Below are 21,141 nucleotides of genomic sequence, written 5' to 3' on the forward strand. Positions count from 1 at the left end.
GCCCGCCGATGAGCCATGATGTCCGAGACCTGCCCATCGCGACCCGTCCCTGGACGCACCGACTGATGCTGAAGCCGCTGTTGAAAGAACCGCTTCTTCACTTCCTCTTGATCGCGCTCGCGATCTTCGCGGTGCACGGGCTGGTCGGCGCCGATGCGGAGAAGAAGACGGACAGCATCGTCGTCACGGCGCCGAAGATCGAGCAGATGGCCAGCCTGTTCGCCAAGACCTGGCAGCGCCCGCCGACCGCCGACGAACTCAAGGGGCTGGTCGACGATCACGTGAAGGAGGAAATCCTCGTCCGCCAGGCGCTCGAAATCGGGCTCGACAAGGACGACACGGTCGTCAGACGGCGTCTTCGCCAGAAGATGGAGTTCCTGAACAACGCCGACGCCGAGGCGCTGGAAGCGACGGAGGTGGAGCTGCAGGCCTATCTGGCGGCCAATCCGGGCGCGTTCAGGGTCGACGGCATGCTGGCCTTCCAGCAGGTGTTCCTCAACCCGCAGCGGCGCGGCGAGGCGATCGATCAGAACGCCGCATCTGTACTGGAGGCGCTGCTGGCCGACCCAGCCGCGGACCCTTCTCCGCTCGGCGACCCGACCCTGCTGCCGCCCGGGCTGCCGCTTTCCGGCGCCGCATCGATCGGCCAGACCTTCGGCTTCGATTTCGCCGAAGCGCTCGGCAAGGCGCCCGTGGGCCATTGGACGGGTCCCGTCACCTCCACCTTCGGGCTTCACCTGGTGCGCGTGACGGAGCGCGTGCAAGGCCGGACGCCGACGCTCGACGAGGTGCGCGAGGCGGTGGCACGGGAGTGGACGAACGCCAGGCGCAAGGAGCTCGAAGACAAGCATCTAGCTGAACTGCTCAAGGGCTATAAGGTCACCATCGAGAGCCCGGACGGCATGGAAGCCAGCCAGTGACGCGACTTGGCGCGATGCTCGCAATCGTGGTTGCGGCGCTTCTCGCCGCACCCGCGATGGCGCATGAGGTCCGGCCGGCCTATCTCGACATGCGCGAAACGGGCAGCGGCGCGTTCGCCGTCGTCTGGAAGGTCCCCGCTCTGGGCGATATGCGCCTCGGGCTCCATGCCCGCCTGCCCGGCTCCTGTGTCGAGAAGACGGAGCCGGTGGGTTCGATCGAGGCTGGAGCCTATCTGGAGCGATGGTCCGTCGCCTGCGCCGGCGGACTGAAAGGCCGCGAGATAGGCGTCGACGGGCTTGGATCGACGATGACCGATGCGCTGGTCCGCATCCAGTACGCGACGGGCGACACGGAGGTCGCTCGCCTATTGCCGGAGGGGCCGGCCTTCGTCGCGGCGGGAACGCAGACCAACGTTGAAGTGGCGCGGACCTATTTCCTGCTCGGTGTGGACCATATCCTGTCGGGCCTCGACCACCTGCTGTTCGTGTTGGCGCTGATGCTGCTCATCCGCGACCGCTGGATGCTGGTGAAGACGATCACGGCCTTCACGGTGGCGCACAGTATCACGCTGGCCGGTGCATCGCTCGGCTATTTCAGCCTGCCGCAGGCGCCCGTCGAGGCGACGATCGCGCTCAGCATCGCCTTCGTGGCGAGCGAACTGGTCAAGATGAAACCGGGCGAACGGCGGCTTTCGGAGAGCTATCCATGGGTCGTCGCATTCGCGTTCGGGCTGTTGCACGGTTTCGGCTTCGCAGGCGCGCTGAAGGAAATCGGCCTGCCGCAAGCCGACGTGCCGCTCAGCCTGCTGACGTTCAACCTCGGCGTCGAGGCGGGCCAGTTGATCTTCGTTGCCGGGGCGCTGGTGCTGCTCGCGGCGGCGGGCACGCTGCTCAGGGTGCCGCCCGCCCCGGCCCGCCTGGCCGGCGCCTACGCGATCGGCACTGCGGCGATGCTGTGGCTGGTGCCGAGGATCGCCGGCCTGGCGGCGTGACAGAGGCCGATCGGCTACGTGATCAACGGGTCGTGATGTGGACAGAACAGAGCCGTGGCCGGAAGGCCCAGATCGCTGCAGGTTTCGGCCCACTGCGGTCATTCGAGAACTAGAGGCGGATGGCCGCTTCTGGGGCTAAGCGATCAGAGAGAAGTTCCTTATTGGCCTTCAAAACTCGGCGGAAACAGAGACGGATCGCGCGGCTCAGCCAGACTGTCCGGAGAAGGCTGCGGCTAACTCGCGGATAGTCGACCGACGTTCGAGCCAGCCGATATGGGCTATGTCTACAGTGACTGAGTGGTGATCCCGACAGGAATCGAACCTGTGACCTACAGATTAGGAATTATGTTGTAGAAATTATCTTTTGAAATCAATATCTTATGAGATTTTTGCTCTTTGATAGATACCCAGAAGTCTCAAAGTCTGGATTGGCATTTACGCCCCGAACGGCCTGGTCGGCTATCACACCGTCATTAAAGCAACTGTGTTAACGCACGAGGCCTGTGGTCCTGACGTCACTTGCCGCCGTGCTGGCCTTCATCCCTCTAACACACCCGACTTCCGGGGATCGATGCCATATATGCTGGTCGGCGGAACGGCGGCCGGCACGCTGCTTATCCGTATGCGACAAGGCGCCTTCATGCGCCCCGCACTCTTGGGATTCTTGGTCCTTCAGCTGGCGGTCACTACCGCCCCGAGCTTTGCGTCCGAGACCTTTCGCAAGCTTACAGCCAGAGCGACGCCACTGACGATGACGAGCAGGCCGCCGATAACAATGCCCGGTGTGGGCAACTCCGAGAATATCACGATGCCAAAAAGGCATGCCCAGATCACAGTCGAATATTCCATTGGACCTACAAGCGATGCCGGCGCGAATCGGCAGGCCTCGAAGAAGAAAAGCTGCGCCAGGTAGATCTGGAGTCCGAGCGCCAGCATGAGCGCGCCATCCAAGAGTGTCTGAGGTGGCTGCCACTGCATGAACCCGGCACTTAGCAGCATGAAGACGACGCCGGTGCTGAACAGTTGCACATCCGAACTTTCTCGCGCGCCACTCTTCCGGGTGAGGACCACAGCCATCGCCCATAACAGGCCAGCTCCCAGAGCGATCAGAGAAGGAACCGGACTGACATCGCCTGCCGGATTCGCGGCAATGACCGCGCCGGCAAGGCCGAGGAGAATGGCGATCCAGTGGAAGCCGCAGATCCTTTCGCCAAGAAGCAGGGCCGCGAGGAGTACGCCGATCAGCGGCGACGTGGAGTAGAGCGTGGTGACGTTCGCAAGTGGCATGAGCCCGGCTGCAACGAAGAAGCCAAGCGCAGATAGGAAATGAAGGATGGCGCGCAACGCAGTAGGAACTTTGTAGGGACTCGCAATAAAGCCCCTAACCGTCGCCTGCCGCCCCAGGGTCAGAGTTATGACGAGCATCACGGCGCTGCGAGCGAAGATGAGCTGCCACAGCGAGTAGCTCTCCCCCAACCATTTCATGGTTGCGTAGTGCAGCGAGTACATGGCGTAGCAGGCAAGGGCTAACAGTATGCCCAGCATTTTTCGATCTGCGACGTGGTTCATTTCATGCGCCTCCCGTTTCCGGTCCCCTGTCATCCACCGCTTGGGCCGCGCCGGACTTGTCGAGGCAGGTGACGAATCCAGTTGGCTTGGCGAGCGGATGGTGGTATGGCTAGCAACTAGTAAACTGGTCTACTAGGCATGCTCGAAAAGAATAATCCAACCCGCGACAGGTTGATCGCTGAGGGCCTCAAGTCACTGATCCTGAATGGTTTCGACGGCATCGGCCTGAACGCCATCTTGCATTCCGCAGGCGTCCCGAAGGGCTCTTTCTACTATTTTTTCAAGAGCAAAGAGGAATTTGCCGGCGCGGTTCTGGACGCCTACGAGCGCCATTACGTCAAGATGCGCGCGGAAATATTCCAAGACACGTCCTGCAGCCCTCTGCAACGGCTTCGCAACTATTTCGATGCGGTCGAGCGTCTCCACCTGAGCGAAGTGCCCATCGGGGGATGTCTTTTCGGCGTGCTGAGCCAGACCGCCGCGGCGCGCAGCCCTGAGTTCAGGGCAAGGCTTGCCCGGGTGTTTTCCCGCTGGGAGGCACAGCTGTGCCGATTGCTGGAAGAAGCTCAGGCCATTGGCGAAGCCGACCCGAATCTTGATCCCAAGGATGCAGCAGCCTTCCTTATCGATTGCTACGAGGGAACGCTGGTCCGCATGAAAGTCGATGGCGATCAAAACTCTTTCCGCAGGTTCCGACGCCTTGCCCTCGATCCTCTGGGGATCAACAAACGATCACATTGACCGAAATCGATACCGGGCCCTAAACTGCGCCCGCGTTTTGCTGCCGCTGGTCCGATGGGACGGACGATGGTAGCATCGATCAAAGCATCGAGTGCGGCGTGCAGCAGCGAGAACCCGAAAACCCGTAGCTACGGGACGGCGCGGCCTTCATACATGTACACCATAGGCCGAGGCCCCTTTGCATAGCCCTCTTGGATCCGCGAGATGCTGAAGCCGGCAGTCTCGACAAGCGTGCCGATCGCCCGGTTGAGATGGCAGCCGCCGGCGATGTGCTTCCAGACCGGCGTCAGCCGGTCCTGCCAGCGTTGAACAGACCCGTCTGGCGACAAGCCGTGCTCGACAAAGAGGAGTTGTCCACCCGGCTTAAGAATCCGCCGCATCTCGCTGAGCGCCTGTCCAGTCACATGGATCGAGCAGAGCGTCCAGGTCGTGACAACTGTGTCAACGGAATGGTTGTCCAGCGGGATCTCCTCCGCCGATCCGTCGATGAAACCGACCGGACAGGCGCAATGCTCAGCGGCACGCCGGGCCATCGCCAAAAGCCGCAAGGAAGGATCAAGGCCGATCACCTCGCGCACGGCGGCGGGGTAAAGCGGCAGGTTGAGGCCAGAGCCAATCCCGACCTCGAGCACCCGTCCTTCGGCGGCGGAGAGCACGCGCTGCCTGTAGGGCAGCAGTTCGCGGTTGGCCATCGAATGATTCACGAGGCGCGGTAGGACAACATCTTGATAGAAACCCATGATGCTTCTCCCGTCAGTTCGCCGCACGCCGGGCGCGCAATGCACACTGGCTTACTGCCCGCCTGAACGCGTCGTAGTAGGTCGGATCCTCGGTTCTCATGACCTTGTCCCACCACGTGAAATACAGTCCGAAATTGGTGCGCGGCCGGGCATGGTGCAGGTCGTGATGCGTGACGGTGGTGATCCAGTCGAACAGCGGGCGACCGTCGGCCGTCGCCGGAAAGATCTCGTAGCCGCAATGCCCGATTGCATTGCGCAGCATCATGTGCGCGGTGAAGATGAAGGCAGCGAGCACGCTGGTCGGCATGATCGCCATCATGATCAACAGGTAGATCGCGTTGACGAATGCTTCGCTGACGTCGAAGGCATATGCGGTCCAAGGTGTTGGATTGTACGACCGGTGATGCAAGCGATGGAACCACCGGAACAATTTTGGGCGATGCATGATCCAATGGGTCCAGTAGAACCACGCATCGTGCGCGACGATTAATACGACGACGTTGATGACGAAATAGGTCAACCCATACTGCGCCGGGTCTTCATAGACGGGCAGCAGGCCAAGGCTGGCCAGAATAGCGATCGTGAGCCCTACGAGTGAGAAGACCAGAACGGTTCTGAGAGATGCCAGGATCTCGCGGAGGATCTGCCGCGCATCCGGCGTCTCGTCGCGAATCTTGCGTGACGCAAGGCGCGCCGAAAGGAGGACGTTGATCACGAGAAACGTCCCGCCGGCGCCGAGCAGGTAACGGTAGAGGTCACCCTGAAGGATGAGAGGATAGACGCCAGCGGCGAACTGAAAAAGCGGCGAGGCGAACAATGTTTCGCACATGACGGTAGTCTCCCGTTGGATGGCCGGGACTACCGAGGCGCGCTCATGGCCGCTCCGCGCCGCAAGAAATCGATAGCAAAATACCGATTTCGATCAGAGATTTTCGGAATCGACGAGCCTGCCAAGCGCGTCCCTGCGAAATTGCGTCGGCGTCGTTCCGGTGCGGTCGCGAAATGCCCGATTGAACGGTGCGAGCGACGCATAGCCCACGCCAAAGGCGATCGACACGATCTGCTCTCGCACGCGGTTCGGGTCGGCAAGACGCCGCCGCGCCTCATCGACGCGATGTTCGTTGACGAAAGCGGAAAAGCTCCGAAAACCGAGGCCGACATTGATCAGCCTGCGCAGCCGGTGTTCGGGCACACCGAGGCGGCCAGCCAGTCGGCCGAGCGAAAGATCAGGCTCGAGCAAGACGCCTTCCGCAACGGCGCGCTTCAGACGCTCGAGTTCGATGCGCTCGGCGGTGGAAAGATCAGTCACGTCGATGATGCCACGCTGAGCGGGCGCCTCGAACAGGTCCATGCGCAGCGGCGCCAACCATGCGGTGAAGACAAACGAGATCGCGAACAGCATTGCGGCCTGCGCTGGTGTCGTCCAACCGGGAAGTGGCGCGAACATCGCGTAGATCTCGCCCGCCGCGACGAAGGCAGCCGCGATCGGCAGCACGATGGCAAGTGCTATGCGGAAGCGACGACGTGAATCGACAAGGTCGTTGCGCAGGTCCTGGATGGCCATCCAAACCACGTGCGCCAGCAATGCCAGAAGTATCGTTTGATGCAGAACTGTCCGGGCGTCCTCAAGCTTGGGGCCGCCCAAGACGCCGAGCAGCAGCGCCCCGAGAAGAAGCGCTGCAGGCAGTGCATGCACAGGCTTCCAAACAAAATCGTCGCGGAAGAGCGCCATTGCGAACCACCAGAGGAACGCCGGATTAAGCACGGCCAACAACAATGGAATGAGACGGATAGTGCCCAGCCCTTGCGGCATGGCGGGCGCGGAGAGCAGCGTGTAGCTGGCGACGCCCAACGTTAGCAGGCAGCCGCTCAGCGTTCCGACGCCAATCGGCCTCGCGCGGAGGAACTGGGTCGCCAAGAGCAGGTTGAGGGCGATCGCGCCGCCCCGCAACATCAAGTCGAATGTGGCCATCCCAGTCATGTTGCCTAGTAAGCGCAGTTTCGGTCCGCAAGGCAACGAAGTCGGAAATTGGGAAGTGCGAGTAAGCCGCGAGCTATTAGGAGGCGAATACGCATCCGAGGCGACGTTCAGCCGGTCTTTCCGGCATGACATTCGCGCATCATGAAAGCGACCACGGTACCGGACAGGAAAGTGAGGGCGGCGATCGAGGCAATCGCCCAAGCCAGGCCGAAGAAGTCGGCGATCAGTCCCGCCGACAGCGCGCCGATCGCATAGCCGAGATCGCGCCAGAAGCGATATACGCTGAGCGAGCGGGCGCGCCATGATGGGTGCGACGCATCCGAAACAGCGGCGATCAGGCTCGGATAGACCATCGCGGTGCCAAGCCCCGAACATGAGGCTCGCCACCAGCCACCAGCCGAAATTGGCGGTTAGCGCGGTGAGAAAGAGCGCCGCCGCCTGAACCCACATGCCGGCGACGATCAGGCCCTTGCGGCCCCAGCGGTCGCTGAGCGGTCCCGTCACGACCTGCAGCACGCCCCAGGTGACGGGATAAACGGCCTTCAGAATGCCGATGCGCTCCACACCAAGCCCGCCGGCGGCGAAGAAGAGTGGAAAGACGCCCCAGCTCATGCCGTCATTGAGGTTGTTGACCAACCCGGCCTGCGAAGCGGCGAAGAGGTTGCGATCACGAAAGGAGGTCAACGCAAAAACCTCGCGGAAGGAAAGGGGTGAGGCCTCGCGCGGATGGTTCGCCAGTTCCGCACGCACATGATCGCGCGTGTCGCGCACGAGCAGGATCGAGAGCACCGTGCCCAGCACCGCGTAGCCGACGCCGAGGTAGATGGGGATTGGTCGCAGACCGTAACGACTGGCGAGATAGCCGGTGAGGAAGGCGGTGATCCCGACCGCGAGGTAACCCGCGAATTCGTTGAGCCCTACGGCGAGGCCGCGCCCCTTCGGGCCGACGAGATCGACCTTCATGATGACCGTCATCGACCAGGCGAAGCCCTGGCTGATCCCAAGCAGCGCGTTGGCGGCGATGACCCAGTTCCAGTCCGGGGCCCACATGATCATGAAGGGCACCGGCAGGCCGAACAGCCAGCCGAGGACAAGCACGCGGTCGCGGCCCCAATTGTCGGCGAGTTGTCCGGAGACGAGGTTGGCCAGCGCCTTCACCACCCCGAAGCTGACAATGAAGGAGACGACCAGGGTGGTCGAAGCAATCCCGAATTCCTCTGAGCCGATCGCGGCACGACGGTGCGCTCGATTCCGACCATGCCGCCGACGAAGGCATTGATAAGCACCAGAAGCGCGAACTGCCGCCAGTTTGCTTTGAAGCCGAGGCTTACGGCAGGCGCCGCGACCGATGTCATGCCGCACCGGCGTTGAGGGCGCGTGTGCGTGCCGCCTCAGGAGGCGGCGGAATGTCCGCTGTCATCGTGGCGACGAACGCGGCCTCGTCCTCGATGCGAAAGGCTTTGTTGAAACGTCGTTCGAAGCCGATGGTCGAGGTGGGCTTGCCACTGAGCGATCTGCCGCAGACGGATCCAGAAAACGCGCCGGGCAGCACTTCGACATGGTCAGGCAATTCCTTCAGCCGCCGCACGCTGGAAAACAAGGCGCGTGCTCCGTCTTCCGCACTGGAGGCGAGTTCGGTGCGTCCGAGGTCGCCTACCATCAGCGTGTGGCCCGTCAGCACGAACCACGGCTCGGCCGCGCGGGTGCGGTCGGTCACGAGCAGCGATATGTGTTCCGGCGTGTGGCCGGGCGTATGCACGACCGTTGCGGTGACGTTGCCGAGTTCCAGGACACTTGACTGCATGGAACGGAAAATCGGCAGCCGCGCCTTCGAAAAGCACATACTCGGCACCGGCCGCCTCGGCCAGTGTACGTCCGGCGGACACATGGTCTGCATGAACGTGCGTATCGATCACATAGAGGATGCGCATGCCGGTCGCGCTTGCCGCGTCGAGATAGGGCTCGATTGGAAAGATCGGGTCGACGACGGCGGCCGCGGCCCTACCGCCGCAGCCGAACAGATAGGACGCAGCGACGGGATCGAAATGAAGAAATTGCCTCAGGATCATGACGGTTCTCCGGACGATGGAAAAACTGGAATTCCGATCACTCGGCCGGCTTGAGCCGCGCGCGCCGCGAGTAGCCCAGCCACACCAGCGAAGCAGCGGCGAGCCCCAGCCACGGCAGCAAAAGCACGTTGAGCAATTGCCAGCCGAAGCTTTGCAGGAACACCGCGGCGCTAAACGAGCAAGCAAGGCCGACAGAGAAGATGGTCATGTCGTTGGTCGCCTGCGCGCGGCCCCGCTCTGCGGAGGTATATGTGCCGGTCAGCAAGGTCGTGCCGCCGACGTAGAGGAAATTCCAGCCCACGCCGAGCAGGACAAGCGCGCCCGCGAAAGAGCCAAAACCTACTCCACTGAGAGTGGTCACCACGTGTCCCGCAAGGAGGAGAACTCCCGTCAGCATGACGCGCAGGACGCCGAAGCGGGCGATGAGTGATCCGGTGAAGAAGGATGGGAGAAACATGCCTAGCACATGGAGTTGGATAACGGTTGCCGCGGTCGAGAGATCGTGGTGGTGATGCACCATCGCCAGCGGTGTTGCCGTCATCGCCAGGATCATGACTCCATAGCCCGTCGCGGCGCCGAAAAGGGCGACCAAGTAGGCGGGCTGGGAGACTATGGCGAACCAAGGCCGACCGGACGTCGCGTTGCCTATCTCCTCCTTTGACGCTGGAACGCGCAGTCCGAGCAGCACGCCAGCACCAAGCAGGGAGACGAGGGCAAGCAGAAGAAAGGAGCCGGCATATTCAGTATCGAGCAGAGGCGCTCCGATCCGACCGACCATCGGGCCTGCCAAGGCTGCGACGATGCCTCCGGCGAGGACGAGGGAGATCGCACGCGGACGGAACGTGTCGTCGGCGACCTCGCCCGCCGCGAAACGATAGAATTGCGCGAAGGCCTGGTAGGCTCCGACGAAAAACGTGCCAGCAGCGAGGAGCGCGAGGGAGCCGATCCAGATGCCCGTCGCGGCGATCAGACCACCGGCCACGCCTAGTAACGCACCGAGGACGAAGCCCGCCCGACGGCCGACCTTCGCCATCCACATCGAGGCGGGGAAAGTGGTGACCGCCGTTCCGAGAAACATCGAGGCAATCGGCATGGTCGCCAGTTCCGGGCGCGACGCGATCATCCCTCCCGCCAACCCGCCAACGGTCATGACCAGCACCGAAACGGTCTGGAACAGAGCCTGCGCGCTCGCGAGCAAGAACACCTGCCTGTGCATGGAGGCGCGCAGCATCACAGCACCAACGCCTTTCGGGAGCCTTCAGAGCTATGGCTGTTGAGGGGCAGAAGGACCTTCACGACCACGGACTTGTCTCCCTAAAGGCTGTATGATAACTGTCATTCAATAACTATGTTGAATGAACTAACGTGGTCAGCACCTGGATGTCAATCCGCAATCCCAAGAAGGCGCTTTACGAGCAGTTCGCCGCCGTGGCGAAGGCCCTGGGCAACCCGCAAAGGCTGGAACTGATCGAGCAACTCGCGCAGGGTCCACGCAGCGTGGAAGCCTTGGCCAGGAAGCTTGGGCTTCCGGTGGCGAACGTTTCGCAGCATCTCCAGGCGATGCGCCGCGCCCGACTGGTGACGTCAGAGCGGGACGGCAAGTTCGTCAACTACCAACTCGCGGATGAAAGCGTGCTTGCAGCCTTCGCCGCCGTCCGTTGCGTTGCCGAGCGGCATTCGGCCGAGGTCGAACGCATCGTGAGGGGCTATTTTGACCGACGCGACGATATGGAGCCCGTGTCGCGGGAAGAACTGGCTGCGCGCATGAACGACGGGCTCGTTACTGTCATCGACGTCCGACCGCGCGATGAGTTTGCGCTCGGACATCTGCCCGGCGCGATCAACGTGCCACTCGGTGAGCTTGAGGGTCGCCTGTCAGCGTTCGATGCGGATCGAGAAATCGTTGCCTACTGCCGAGGCCCCTGGTGCGTGCTGTCGTTCGAAGCCGTCGCGGTACTGCGCAAACGCGGCTTTCGGGCGCGGCGCGTGGAAGATGGACTGCCGGAATGGAGAGCGGCCGGCCTCCCAGTCGAGCTGCCGTGATGCCTTGCGACCTCGGGGGGTGAAGATGACTGTTGATGAAATGCTAAATGAAGCTCGGGCTATGCTTGGTCGGCTCTCGCCCGACGACGCATTCAAGGAGCACTGCTCGTTGACATCCGGTGTCTTGAGCAAAGAGCACGCGATGGCGACATTCCGAACGCAGCGGTCATCAACCGCAACGAATTCGAGTGGCGTTGCGATCCAAGTGCTGAATGGCGGCACCCCATGGTCAAGGCGAACGATTACGAGCAGCGGATAATCGTTCTCTGCAATCAAGGGTTTCAGTCGGGTCTTGCGGCAGCGAACCTCGTTCGCCTTGGTCTTAAGAACGCGGCCGACGTGGACGGTGGAATGGAGAACTGGCTTCTGCGCGGGCTACCAGTCACTCCGTTTTGGAAGCCAGAGCTGCGCCTCCTACTTGAGACCTAACGATGTTTTAGTCTTGGGCGACGTTGGACGCTCTCTTCCGTTGGCCGGGCTCAAAGTCACTCTCGCCGGCGGTGGGTGCCGTTTCGGACCTGTCAACCGACGTTTCGGCCGTACGGATCGGCAATCCTGATCAGGCCTTTTCGCGTAGCGGCAAGGTTGACACAACGCAACAGTCCATGCTAACGCGTTAGTGGTGACTAACGTGAACAGCTGGACCGCGCTCGGCGACAAGACTAGGCGCACGATCTTCGAAATGCTGGTCGAGCATCCGTGCTCGGTTGGCGAACTAGCTCGTACCCTGCCGGTTACTCGCTCGGCGGTCTCGCAGCATCTGAAAGTACTCAAGGACGCCGGGCTCGTGGGCGACACACGGGCAGGCAAACATCGCATCTACCAGGTCGATCCCGATGGGCTGGCGGCCCTGCGCGCGGAACTCGACCGGTTTTGGAGCAAGACGCTGGAGGCCTACAAGACGGCCGTTGAGCAAAAGCCGGAGGATTGGCAATGAACGTCCATGCAGCAGAAGCGACCGTCAGACACTCCATCGTGGTCGAGGCGCCGATCGAGCGCGCATTCAAGGTTTTCACCGAGGACTTCGGGAGTTTCAAACCCCGCGAGCACAATCTGCTCGCCGTGCCGATCGCCGAAACCGTCTTCGAGACTCGGGTCGGCGGCCACATCTATGATCGTGGCAGCGACGGCAGCGAGTGCCGCTGGGCACGCGTCTTGGCCTACGAGCCCCCCAACCGGTTGCTCTTGAGCTGGGACATCAGCCCTCGATGGCAGCTGGAGACTGACCCGCACAAGACCAGTGAGTGGGAGGTGCGGTTCACCGCCGAAACGGCGCACCGGACCCGCGTCGAGATTGAGCACCGGAGGCTGGAGCGCCATGGCGATGGTTGGGAAGGCGTGCGAGATGGTGTTGCCGCCGATCAAGGCTGGCCGCTCTACCTGCAGCGGTACGCCGACCTGTTCGGCCGTCGGGCCTGACGGCCACATATGGCGAACGCGAAGATTTGACCGATGCCGTTCAACTCACCAGGTGGGGTCCCGACCTTCGAGATCATCGCCCGGGACGACCTGCGGCCGGCGACGGAGACTGGTGTAGGGGGCAACGTAGGCCATGCTGAGTGCATCGCCCACCAAACCGGAAATGGCGGCAAGCGATGCGCCGATTTCGAGCCTCGGAAAGCTTAGCCGTGGCAGGCTGAAGCGGCGGATGGTGATGGGGGCTTTGGTGGAGATGTCGGTCATGGCGTCCTCCTGTCAAGATGAGGATGACACCGCTTCCCATTCAGGTCCTTGGCCCGGACCTGAAGAGTCCTGAACAGTCCTGAAGTTCGCGTTCAGGGTCGTATTGGATTATCCTGCCCGCGAGGAATGGGTTCTTGGCCAATGGATTTGGAGTTTGGGAACTATCGTTTGAAACGGGCCGAACGGCTGCTGCTGGGGCCGAAAGGACCAGTGGAACTTTCGGCGCGTTCCTTCGACATCCTCGCCATATTGCTGGAGAGGCCGGACGAGGTGATCGGCAAGGCTCAATTCTTCGACGCGGCCTGGCCCGGCCTGGTGGTGGAGGAGAACACGCTGCAGGTCCACATCTCGGCGCTGCGCAAGGCGCTCGATGCCGGCATGATCATGACGGTGCACGGCCGGGGCTACAAATATGCGGGACCGAGGCCAGTCGCAGCGTCATCGGCCGCGCCTGTTATAATTGAGGCTTCGCCGCCGACCAAACCGTCTATCGCCGTCCTTCCCTTCGCCAATTTGAGCGGCGATGCGGCGCAGGATATTTTCTGCGAAGGACTGGCGCTCAACATCATCGCCAGCCTCGGGCGTTTTCACGAATTGTTCGTCATCGATCGGTTTTCGACCCTGGCCTACCGGAACCGGCCGGTGACATCGGCTGAGGCCGCGCGTGAACTTTCGGTTCGCTACATTCTCGAGGGAAGTGTTCAGAAAACTGGGGATCGCATCCGCGTCTCGGTCCAACTTGTCGACGGAGCCGAGAGCCGGCAGCTTTGGACCGAGACCTATGACCGGCAACTGACAGATATCTTCTCGGTCCAGGACGAAATCACCGGGACGATCATCGGCACGCTGGCATCCGGCTATGGCGGCAGGCTCGGCAAGGCCTGGCGCAACCGGAGCATGTCCGCCGGACCTGAAAGCTTCGCCGCATTGGACCATCTCTTACGCGCCATCGATGTCTGCCGCTTCACCAAGGAGGACGAGATCCTCGCAAGAGAGCATCTGACGAAGGCAATCGAATGCGATCCGGGACTTGCCAAGGCCTATAGCAAGATGTCCTTGACCCATGCTACCGATGCCTGCCTTGGCTGGGCCGACGACTTTGACGCCTCCATGGAACTGGCCCGCCAATGGGCCGTGAAAGCAATTGCCTGCGACGACAGCGATTCGTGGTCCCATTGGGCCTTCGCCAACTACCATCTGTATACCTTGAATCATGGCCTGGCGCTTGAGGCCTTCCGCAAGGCTCTCGACTGCAATCCCAACGACGCCGATGTGACAACCGACTACGGATTTTGCCTGAGCTATGCGGGCAAGGCCGAAGAAGGTATCGAGTACGCGCGGAAGGCGATGCGCCTCAACCCGTATCATTTTGAGTGGTACACCTCTCAGTTAGGCATGATCTATTTCGATGCCCGCCACTATGACAAGGCGATCGCCACCTTCGCCAGCCTGCGGACACTCGATGGCGCCATCATGCGCGTCTATCAGGCCGCCAGCTTCGCTGCCGCCGGGAACCAGCAGGAGGCTCAGAAATCGGTGAAACGCGCGCTCGAGCTCGATCCCGGCGCCACGCTGGAAAAATGGACCGATCCGAAGCTCGCGCCCTATGGTGATGCCGCTTACCTTCGGCATTTTCGCAAGAATCTCCGCATGGCCGGCCTGCCGGAGCGGGATGAGCGGTAGGCACACATGTGGGCCTGACGGCGAGGTGTTCGAGCATAAACGCAGCGACGTCCGCCCATCGAGTCAGGCGAAGACCGGCGTGCCGGCGATGAAGCCGAGCTGCACGGCGATCGTGATGTCGCCGACGGCGGACGCCGGCAGGCCGGCGCTGCGCTGCAGGTCGGGCATCACCGCATTGCCGGCGAACCACAGCGATGTCGCGGCGAACTGCGAGATGACGATCGTCGGCAGGATGCGGGCAGGAACGGCGGGCAAGGCGGAATTCTCGTCATGACCTTTTGAATGGTTCCTAACACGCTGCGGCGCGCGGCAGCAGTGACGGGTGCCAGCGGCTCATCCCTACGACTTCTGACGTTCGCCTCAGCCTACAAGGCGGCCCTTTTACCGGAGGGGATGCTCAACAAGCGACCGGCAGGCAGTTCCGGCAATGGCCTGTCACCGCCTTACAGGTACCGTCATTCTTAGCCAACGGTGCCCGACAACTTTCGCCAAGGTTTGCCATACTAATTGCCATACTATTTCTCATTTAGAGCGGGATGGGATTTGTAGGAGTCGTAGGATTCCCAAATCAGTAATGATCTGATTCAACATCGATGCTGGGAAGGAGGCCAGCATGGATGGCATCATATTCGATGGACCTTCGCGAACGGGTTGTGGCAGCGGTCAAGCAGGAGGGCATGTCGCGGCGTGCGGCGGCGGCTCGCCTTGGGGTCAGCTACAGCGCGGCGATCGAGTGGCTGAAGCTTTTCGAGGAGACCGGCAGCGTCAAGCCCCGCCAGGTCGGCGGCTATAAGCCGAAGAAGATATCGGGGGCGTGGCGCGACTGGCTGGTCGAGCGTTGCCGGGATAAGGCCTTCACCTTGCGCGGGCTTGTCGCCGAACTTGGCGAGCGCGGCCTGAAGGTCGACTATCGTTCGGTGTGGGAGTTCGTGCACGCCGAGGGGCTGTCGCATAAAAAAAGACGCTGATCGCCGCCGAGCAGGACCGTCCCGATGTGGCGCGCCGGCGGGCGCAGTGGGTTCAGTATCAGGGCCGGATCGACCCCGCCCGCCTGGTGTTCATCGACGAGACCTGGACCAAGACCAACATGGCCCCGCTCAGGGGCTGGGCGCCGGTCGGACAGCGGATCAAGGCCAAAGTTCCCAATGGCCACTGGAAGACAATGACCTTCCTGGCAGCGCTACGCCAGGATCGCGTCGACGCGCCTTGGCTCATCGACGGGCCGATCAACGGCGAGAGGTTCCTCCTCTATGTCGAGAAGGTTCTCTCGCCGACCCTTCGTCCGGGCGACATCGTCGTCTTGGACAATCTCGGCAGTCACAAAGGCAAGGCCGTGCGCCGCGCGATCCGAAACGCCGGCGCGAGGCTCTTCTTCCTGCCGAAATACTCGCCCGACCTCAATCCGATCGAACAGCTCTTCGCCAAGCTCAAGCACTGGCTGCGAAAGGCCGCAAAACGGACCGTCGAAACGGTTTGCGACGCCATCGGCCAGATTCTCAACCGCGTCACACCTGTCGAGTGCTCAAATTATTTCGCAAACTCAGGATATGACTGGAGGTAATCTCATCCCGCTCTAGTATGGCGGTATGTCACCTAACTGATTGAAAAGTTTGGTGATCCCGACAGGAATCGAACCTGTGACCTACAGATTAGGAATTTGCTTTGAGAAAAAATCATTTAAAAACAATAAGGTACGGTTGTCTAACGTCTTGGTAGCACGGATAGAACAGACAACTTGTCAAAGCATAACAATTGTCGATTGGTCCCATGATGGATGGGACGGATCGAGCCGAAAAAGTCAATAAATTTCAAAGCTTAGGACAAAGTCGCTTGGGTCATGCTGTAAACCGTGCAGACGATCTATCGACGAACCTAGAGATTTAAGCTCGCTGCCATCGCTTCGAACCGGAGGAATTGACCGAGGTCGTGTGAAAACGCGATTGCGTACGACGGCCGCTGTTTTGAGCGTGGCAGCGATGAGGCCGCTAGCAGGCGGGGCGTGGATCAGTCGGCGATTGCCGTCATCAGCGGCTTGACCCCGAAGATGTTGATCATGCGCTTCATGTTGTAGGCGAGCACCTGCAAGCTCATCTCGGTTTTGACCTTTTCGAGGGTCCTGGTCAGGAAATGGGTACTGCCCATCCACGCCTTGAGCGTTCCGAACGGGTGCTCGACGGTCTGCCGGCGGATGGTCATGGCGTCCGGCATGCGATCGAGCCTGTCCTGCATCTTGTCGAGGACGCCTTCGTGTTCCCAGCGCTTCAGGCGCTTGTGCTTGTCGGGCGTGCATCTGGGTTTGAGCGCGCAGGACGAACAGGCCGTGAGATTGCGATAGTGATCGATATTGTCCCGGCGGTCCGAGCGTACCTTTCCCTTGGTCAGGTGCTTGCCGGCCGGGCATGTGTAGCGGTCCTTCCCGGCGTCATAGATGAAGTCGGCAACGGTGAAGAGGCCGCGCTTGGCGTTGCCGGATGTCTGTGTTTTGGGAATGCAGGGCAACACTCCGCTGCCCTCGCAGGCCAGCACCTCGTCGCCGTTGTAATAGCCACGGTCGGCCAGCACCGTGATCTCTTCGCATCCGGTAGCGTCCCGCGCCCGTTGCCCCATCGAGGTCAGCTGCGCCCGGTCGCTGCCAATATTGGTGACCTCGTGCGCGACGATCAGATGGTGCTCGGCATCGACGGCCATCTGGACATTGTAACCGACGATGCCGGTGCCCTTGCCGCTGGTCGCCATCGACCGGGCGTCGGGATCGGTCAGGGAGACCTGTTTATCAGGCGCGGCCTCGACCTGCTTGCCCATCTCCTTGAGGGACTGCATCTGCCGCCGCAGGCCCTCGATCTTCTCCTTGAGGCGCACCGTCTTGGCCTCGGCGACATCATCGTCCTGCCGGTCCGCACGGTCGAGCGCCGCCAGATAGCGCGCGATGCTGGCCTCGACCTGCTCGATGCGCTTAGCGACCTTGGCCACCGTGAAGTTCTTGTCGCGGGTGTTGACGGCTTTGAACTTGCTGCCGTCGATGGCCACGACAGCCCGGGTGAACAGACTGAGCTGGCGACACAGCACGACGAACTGGGCGCAGGCCGCGCGGATCGCCGGCCCATTGTCGCGGCGGAAGTCGGCGATCGTCTTGAAGTCCGGCATCAATCGGCCGGTCAGCCACATCAGCTCGATGTTGCGCTGGGTCTCCCGCTCGAGCCGGCGGCTCGACTGGATGCGGTTGAGATAGCCGTAGAGATAGATCTTCAGCAGCGTCGCGGGATGATAGGCAGGCCGCCCGGTCGCTTCCGGCACGACCCCGGCAAAGCCCACAGCGCCGAGGTCGAGTTCGTCGATGAAGACTTCGACGACGCGGACCGGATTGTCGTGCGTCACGTAATCGTCCAGGCACTCGGGAAGCAGTGTCGCTTGCCGGCGATCCTCGCCCTCGACAAACCGCTTCATCCCGACTCCCCTCGCTGATCGGGAATCACTTTACCAAATCAACGCGTTTCCACACAGCCTGGACCCTTCGGCGACCTCCGCAAGGATACTGCTGAGGGTCTCGATTGGGGTGGAAGGGAGAGGTATTCGGCAACAAGTGCTCCAGCACCTCGTTCGTGATATGGTTGAGCTGCTGTCTGACAAAGAGAGGACAGTCATGGATCGAAAGCTTGCAGCAATCTTAGCCGCCGATGTTGTTGCCTATTCCAGCCTGATGGAGCAGGACGAACAGGGCACCTTCGAACGCCTTAGGGCTGCGAGAAAGGAGCTTTTCGAACCAGAAATCGCCCGCCATCACGGTCGCATCTTCAAGCTAATGGGCGACGGCCTCCTCGCGGAATTTGGCAGTGTAGTGGACGCAGTCGAATGCGGTGTGGCTGTGCAACGGGGCCTCGCCGAGCGCAACGAGGCCGTCCCTGAAGCCGAGCGCATCCAGGTGCGCATCGGGATCAATCTCGGCGAGGTGATCGTCGACGGGAAAGACCGTTACGGTGAAGGCGTGAACATCGCGACCAGGCTTGAACAGATTGCCGAGCCGGGAAGCGTCTACGTCTCCGGCAAGGTTGCCAAGGAAGTGGAGGGAAAGCTCACGTTCGGCCTCGAGTCCATGGGTGACCAATGGGTGAAGAACTTGGCCGAACCCGTGTCTGTATTCCGGGTCAATCTCGCCGATGCGACTCGGGGAAGACGCTTGCTTCGCGGCCGACGCTCGGGCCGGACGAAATGGGCCGGCATCACGGCAGCGGGACTGCTGGCGGCGGTTGGCGGAGGCTTGGCATGGTTCGGCGCACCCGCCCAATTTTTTGCGCCGCTTGTAGAAGCGGGCGTTCCTGCGATCGCCGTTCTCGCCTTTGACAACATGACCGGAGATCCGACGCTCGAATATTTCAGCGACGGCGTGACTGAGGACATCATCACGATGCTCGCCCGCTCGCCGGACGTGTCAGTTATCGCAAGAAACTCCTCCTTCACCTACAAGGGCAAGCCCACGGATGTGCGTCAGATCGGCAGGGAACTGAACGTCGGCTTTGTGCTCGAAGGGAGCGTCAGAAAGGACGGCGACAAGGTCCGCATCGTCGCGCAATTGATAAACGCGAAGAACGGAGAGCACGTCTGGGCCGACCGTTTCGATGAGACCGGGAGCGACCCTATGGCCCTTCAGGATTCGGTAACCGGGAAGATCGTTGGTTCGGTCGCTGGCGACAAGGGGCAGGTCAAGCAAGCTGCATATCGAGCTGCTTGGGGCAAGGACGCTGCGAACCTGGAGGAGTATGACTACTATCTGCGCGGCCACGACAAATTTCTCAAGCTCTCCCCCGAGAGCTTCGAGGAAGCCGCACGCATCTGGACCGAAGGGCTTTCAAAGTTCCCGGCATCTGCGTTGCTCAAGCTCAAACTCGGTCTCTATCATTACTACAATGCAGATATCGGTTGGAGCCAGGATCGAGAGGATGACTACCGCAAGGCGGGAGAGCTGGCTCGCGAAGCAATGAAATCAAACAACCTCAGCCCGCTGGAGCAGAAGCTGGGCCATTGGCTTCTGGCTTTTGTTCACGGCTATGAGGGAGACTTCAAGCGCTCCATGGATGAAGCTGAGCTTGCACTGACGATGTATCCGAACGACGCTTGGATGAGTGCCCACCTTTCGCAGGCGGCTATCCAGGCAGGCCAGCCGGACAAGGCCATTGCCTGGGTGGATTTCGGCATCCGGAACGATCCCGCGAACACCCTATATTATGCCTGCTCGTTCAAGGGTTCGGCGCTGCAAATGGCAGAAAGGTATCAGGAGTCTGCCGACATACTGCACAAATGTGGAGACTGGTCGGTTTTCGCGTTGCTGGACCAATCCATCAACGGCACTCGTCTTGGAAGGCCAGAGGAGGCCAAGGCTTACGTTGCCAGGGCTTTGAAGCTGCAGCCTGCATTCACCGCGAAAATGTGGCGTGCGACCTTAATACAGATTGATCCGACGATAGTCGAACGCCAGGTAGCCGACCTGATCCAGGCGGGACTGCCGGAGAAATAATAGCAGAAATGAGTCGTCGTTGTCGTAAGTGGCGCTTGCGTGAGTCTATGGTAGCCACCAAGAGCCCCAGAGTTAGCGGGTCTCAATGACCGCAAAGGGTTCCGGAAAGCGACCTCGTTAGTTGTCGAACGAACGTCCGCTGCTGGCGCAACCTTCCCGTTCGAGAACCGGAAGAATTGACCCCTTACGCACTGTCGGCCTTATGAATTCGAAAGGCGCGCTGTCAATTGCGCGACCTCCCCGATCTCCTGCGTGCGAGGATATTCCTGGGATCCTCTCCGGGCATTGGGGACGCTTCAAGTCCACAGATGGAGCGAACGAGCCGCCGTAACCGCGAGCGTGTCGTCGCAACCTGTTTACTTGACACTACGGATCTGATCGGCAATCACTGGTCAGACCACTGTAAGGCCAGTAAGGGAGGAGAAACGGCCGATGGCGACCATGCTTGCCGAGGGCGACGACCTGTCGGGCGCAGAGAAGGTGTTCGCCTTCTTCCGCGACGCCTTGCTGGATGGCACCCTGAAGCCGGGTGAGCGCCTGCTGGGCGAGCGTGAACTGTCACTGAGGCTCAGCGTGTCTCGGCCGCTGCTGCGCGAGGCATTGCGCTCGCTCGCAATGCTCGGCTTCCTCGATATCCGCCATGGCAAGGGCGCCTATGTCCGTCAGGCCGATATCAACGTCCTCTCGGATTTCTTCACCTTTAGCCTCGCGCAGCAGCCCGATATTCTCGACGACGTGATGCAGGCACGCATCGCGATCGAGTGCCAGGCGATCCGGCTTGCCTGCGAGCGCGCGACGGAAAGCGATCTGAAGCGCATCGGCTCGAAGCTCACCCGGCTGATGGACACGCTGCACGATCCGATCGAGGGCGGCGCAGCCGACTTCGCTTTCCACCAGGCGATCGTCGAGGCCGGGCACAGCGAGGCACTGACCACGCTCTACGGCGCGATCGGCGAATTGCTGCGCCGCAGCCATGTCCAGCGGCGCGAAGTGACCATCTCAGAGCCTGGCATCGTGGACTATCTCGTGGAAGCGCACCGCGAAGTGTTTCTATCGATTGTCGATCGCAATCCGGACGCGGCCGACCGCAAGCTCCGCGACCATTTCGCCATCGGCGACGAATTCCGGCGCCGCAGCCTCATCTCGGCCTTCGCCCGGAGGCCGCAGACCTAGCAACCAGCATCAAATCAAGGGAGGATTCGACATGCTGC

General features: G+C 61.4%; 21 protein-coding genes and 1 pseudogene. 11 read left to right on the forward strand and 11 right to left on the reverse strand.

The window, feature by feature from the left end; genetic code table 11:
* Window positions 1-65: 65 nt before the first annotated feature.
* Entirely contained in the window at window positions 66-920 is an 855-nt protein-coding gene (locus tag AC0NID_RS09400; protein WP_473458781.1) for a peptidyl-prolyl cis-trans isomerase, read from the forward strand.
* A complete protein-coding gene (locus AC0NID_RS09405) occupies window positions 917-1,912 on the forward strand; it encodes a HupE/UreJ family protein (RefSeq protein WP_473458779.1) in 996 nt (331 codons plus the stop codon). Before AC0NID_RS09400 ends, AC0NID_RS09405 begins: the two co-directional genes overlap by 4 nt.
* A 672-nt stretch (window positions 1,913-2,584) precedes the next feature.
* Here the strand turns inward: AC0NID_RS09405 and AC0NID_RS09410 are convergent.
* Window positions 2,585-3,481 (reverse strand): DMT family transporter, encoded by an 897-nt coding sequence (locus AC0NID_RS09410; RefSeq protein ID WP_473458777.1) that lies wholly within the window; start codon window positions 3,479-3,481, stop codon window positions 2,585-2,587.
* A gap of 138 nt (window positions 3,482-3,619) precedes the next feature.
* Here AC0NID_RS09410 and AC0NID_RS09415 point away from each other — a divergent pair, with 138 nt between their 5' ends.
* Window positions 3,620-4,222 (forward strand): TetR/AcrR family transcriptional regulator, encoded by a 603-nt coding sequence (locus AC0NID_RS09415; protein WP_473458775.1) that lies wholly within the window; start codon window positions 3,620-3,622, stop codon window positions 4,220-4,222.
* 128 nt (window positions 4,223-4,350) lie between these two features.
* Here the strand turns inward: AC0NID_RS09415 and AC0NID_RS09420 are convergent, their stop codons facing one another.
* From AC0NID_RS09420 to AC0NID_RS09450, 7 genes and pseudogenes are all read right to left on the reverse strand, one after another.
* Window positions 4,351-4,962 (reverse strand): class I SAM-dependent methyltransferase, encoded by a 612-nt coding sequence (locus tag AC0NID_RS09420; protein WP_473458773.1) that lies wholly within the window; start codon window positions 4,960-4,962, stop codon window positions 4,351-4,353.
* Window positions 4,963-4,975: 13 nt separating this feature from the next.
* Window positions 4,976-5,791, reverse strand: coding sequence for a sterol desaturase family protein (locus AC0NID_RS09425; RefSeq protein ID WP_473458771.1), 816 nt, complete (start codon window positions 5,789-5,791; stop codon window positions 4,976-4,978).
* Window positions 5,792-5,884: 93 nt separating this feature from the next.
* Window positions 5,885-7,075, reverse strand: coding sequence for a helix-turn-helix domain-containing protein (locus tag AC0NID_RS09430; RefSeq protein WP_473522344.1), 1,191 nt, complete (start codon window positions 7,073-7,075; stop codon window positions 5,885-5,887).
* A pseudogene (locus AC0NID_RS09435) lies at window positions 7,051-8,298 on the reverse strand (MFS transporter). Before AC0NID_RS09435 ends, AC0NID_RS09430 begins: the two are co-directional and overlap by 25 nt.
* Complete coding sequence (locus AC0NID_RS09440) at window positions 8,295-8,543, reverse strand: hypothetical protein (RefSeq protein ID WP_473458769.1); 249 nt, start codon at window positions 8,541-8,543, stop codon at window positions 8,295-8,297. Before AC0NID_RS09440 ends, AC0NID_RS09435 begins: the two are co-directional and overlap by 4 nt.
* Window positions 8,506-9,012, reverse strand: coding sequence for an MBL fold metallo-hydrolase (locus AC0NID_RS09445; RefSeq protein WP_473458767.1), 507 nt, complete (start codon window positions 9,010-9,012; stop codon window positions 8,506-8,508). The genes AC0NID_RS09440 and AC0NID_RS09445 overlap by 38 nt, the downstream gene beginning before the upstream one ends.
* 37 nt (window positions 9,013-9,049) lie before the next feature.
* Window positions 9,050-10,243, reverse strand: coding sequence for an MFS transporter (locus tag AC0NID_RS09450; protein WP_473458765.1), 1,194 nt, complete (start codon window positions 10,241-10,243; stop codon window positions 9,050-9,052).
* 149 nt (window positions 10,244-10,392) lie between these two features.
* On the opposite strand from AC0NID_RS09450, the gene AC0NID_RS09455 reads away from it, so the two are divergent.
* The 4 genes from AC0NID_RS09455 to AC0NID_RS09470 all read left to right on the forward strand — a co-directional run bounded on the left by AC0NID_RS09455 (window position 10,393) and on the right by AC0NID_RS09470 (window position 12,474).
* Entirely contained in the window at window positions 10,393-11,055 is a 663-nt protein-coding gene (locus tag AC0NID_RS09455) for an ArsR/SmtB family transcription factor (RefSeq protein WP_473458829.1), read from the forward strand.
* A gap of 150 nt (window positions 11,056-11,205) precedes the next feature.
* Window positions 11,206-11,484 (forward strand): rhodanese-like domain-containing protein, encoded by a 279-nt coding sequence (locus AC0NID_RS09460; RefSeq protein WP_474033470.1) that lies wholly within the window; start codon window positions 11,206-11,208, stop codon window positions 11,482-11,484.
* Window positions 11,485-11,737: 253 nt separating this feature from the next.
* Entirely contained in the window at window positions 11,738-11,992 is a 255-nt protein-coding gene (locus AC0NID_RS09465) for an ArsR/SmtB family transcription factor (protein WP_474033471.1), read from the forward strand.
* Window positions 11,989-12,474, forward strand: a complete 486-nt coding sequence (locus tag AC0NID_RS09470) for an SRPBCC family protein (RefSeq protein WP_473458761.1) — start codon at window positions 11,989-11,991, stop codon at window positions 12,472-12,474. Before AC0NID_RS09465 ends, AC0NID_RS09470 begins: the two co-directional genes overlap by 4 nt.
* 45 nt (window positions 12,475-12,519) lie before the next feature.
* Here the strand turns inward: AC0NID_RS09470 and AC0NID_RS09475 are convergent, their stop codons facing one another.
* Window positions 12,520-12,738, reverse strand: coding sequence for a hypothetical protein (locus tag AC0NID_RS09475; protein WP_473458759.1), 219 nt, complete (start codon window positions 12,736-12,738; stop codon window positions 12,520-12,522).
* 168 nt (window positions 12,739-12,906) lie between these two features.
* Here AC0NID_RS09475 and AC0NID_RS09480 point away from each other — a divergent pair, with 168 nt between their 5' ends.
* Window positions 12,907-14,421, forward strand: coding sequence for a winged helix-turn-helix domain-containing tetratricopeptide repeat protein (locus AC0NID_RS09480; RefSeq protein ID WP_473458757.1), 1,515 nt, complete (start codon window positions 12,907-12,909; stop codon window positions 14,419-14,421).
* Between the two features lie 63 nt (window positions 14,422-14,484).
* Here the strand turns inward: AC0NID_RS09480 and AC0NID_RS09485 are convergent, their stop codons facing one another.
* Entirely contained in the window at window positions 14,485-14,676 is a 192-nt protein-coding gene (locus AC0NID_RS09485) for a hypothetical protein (protein WP_473458755.1), read from the reverse strand.
* A 362-nt stretch (window positions 14,677-15,038) separates the two neighbouring features.
* Between AC0NID_RS09485 and AC0NID_RS09490 the strand changes: the two genes are divergently transcribed.
* Window positions 15,039-15,982 (forward strand): IS630 family transposase gene (locus AC0NID_RS09490; protein WP_474033429.1). Its coding sequence is split into 2 segments (ribosomal slippage): window positions 15,039-15,375 and window positions 15,375-15,982, totalling 945 coding nucleotides; the frame shifts between segments, so codons are not numbered across the junction.
* A gap of 443 nt (window positions 15,983-16,425) precedes the next feature.
* Here AC0NID_RS09490 and AC0NID_RS09495 read toward each other — a convergent pair.
* A complete protein-coding gene (locus AC0NID_RS09495; RefSeq protein ID WP_474033430.1) occupies window positions 16,426-17,865 on the reverse strand; it encodes an IS1182 family transposase in 1,440 nt (479 codons plus the stop codon).
* Window positions 17,866-18,061: 196 nt separating this feature from the next.
* Between AC0NID_RS09495 and AC0NID_RS09500 the strand changes: the two genes are divergently transcribed.
* Window positions 18,062-19,930 carry an adenylate/guanylate cyclase domain-containing protein gene (locus AC0NID_RS09500; protein WP_473457726.1) on the forward strand — a complete coding sequence of 623 codons (1,869 nt, stop codon included), beginning with the start codon at window positions 18,062-18,064 and terminating at the stop codon, window positions 19,928-19,930.
* Window positions 19,931-20,362: 432 nt separating this feature from the next.
* Window positions 20,363-21,103: a FadR/GntR family transcriptional regulator gene (locus tag AC0NID_RS09505; RefSeq protein WP_473457725.1), complete on the forward strand. Its 741-nt coding sequence runs from the start codon at window positions 20,363-20,365 to the stop codon at window positions 21,101-21,103.
* Window positions 21,104-21,141 lie beyond the last annotated feature (38 nt).

It is taken from the genome of Mesorhizobium sp. WSM4821, from assembly GCF_055901555.1.

Bases quoted from the DNA above. Each gene is read 5' to 3' on its own strand.
- AC0NID_RS09400 (WP_473458781.1), top strand. From the start codon at position 66: ATGCTGAAGCCGCTGTTGAAAGAACCGCTTCTTCACTTCCTCTTGATC.
- AC0NID_RS09410 (WP_473458777.1), bottom strand. From the start codon at position 3,481: ATGAACCACGTCGCAGATCGAAAAATGCTGGGCATACTGTTAGCCCTT.
- AC0NID_RS09415 (WP_473458775.1), top strand. From the start codon at position 3,620: ATGCTCGAAAAGAATAATCCAACCCGCGACAGGTTGATCGCTGAGGGC.
- AC0NID_RS09420 (WP_473458773.1), bottom strand. From the start codon at position 4,962: ATGGGTTTCTATCAAGATGTTGTCCTACCGCGCCTCGTGAATCATTCG.
- AC0NID_RS09425 (WP_473458771.1), bottom strand. From the start codon at position 5,791: ATGTGCGAAACATTGTTCGCCTCGCCGCTTTTTCAGTTCGCCGCTGGC.
- AC0NID_RS09430 (WP_473522344.1), bottom strand. From the start codon at position 7,075: ATGTCATGCCGGAAAGACCGGCTGAACGTCGCCTCGGATGCGTATTCG.
- AC0NID_RS09445 (WP_473458767.1), bottom strand. From the start codon at position 9,012: ATGATCCTGAGGCAATTTCTTCATTTCGATCCCGTCGCTGCGTCCTAT.
- AC0NID_RS09450 (WP_473458765.1), bottom strand. From the start codon at position 10,243: ATGCTGCGCGCCTCCATGCACAGGCAGGTGTTCTTGCTCGCGAGCGCG.
- AC0NID_RS09455 (WP_473458829.1), top strand. From the start codon at position 10,393: ATGTCAATCCGCAATCCCAAGAAGGCGCTTTACGAGCAGTTCGCCGCC.
- AC0NID_RS09465 (WP_474033471.1), top strand. From the start codon at position 11,738: ATGCTGGTCGAGCATCCGTGCTCGGTTGGCGAACTAGCTCGTACCCTG.
- AC0NID_RS09470 (WP_473458761.1), top strand. From the start codon at position 11,989: ATGAACGTCCATGCAGCAGAAGCGACCGTCAGACACTCCATCGTGGTC.
- AC0NID_RS09475 (WP_473458759.1), bottom strand. From the start codon at position 12,738: ATGACCGACATCTCCACCAAAGCCCCCATCACCATCCGCCGCTTCAGC.
- AC0NID_RS09495 (WP_474033430.1), bottom strand. From the start codon at position 17,865: ATGAAGCGGTTTGTCGAGGGCGAGGATCGCCGGCAAGCGACACTGCTT.
- AC0NID_RS09500 (WP_473457726.1), top strand. From the start codon at position 18,062: ATGGATCGAAAGCTTGCAGCAATCTTAGCCGCCGATGTTGTTGCCTAT.
- AC0NID_RS09505 (WP_473457725.1), top strand. From the start codon at position 20,363: ATGGCGACCATGCTTGCCGAGGGCGACGACCTGTCGGGCGCAGAGAAG.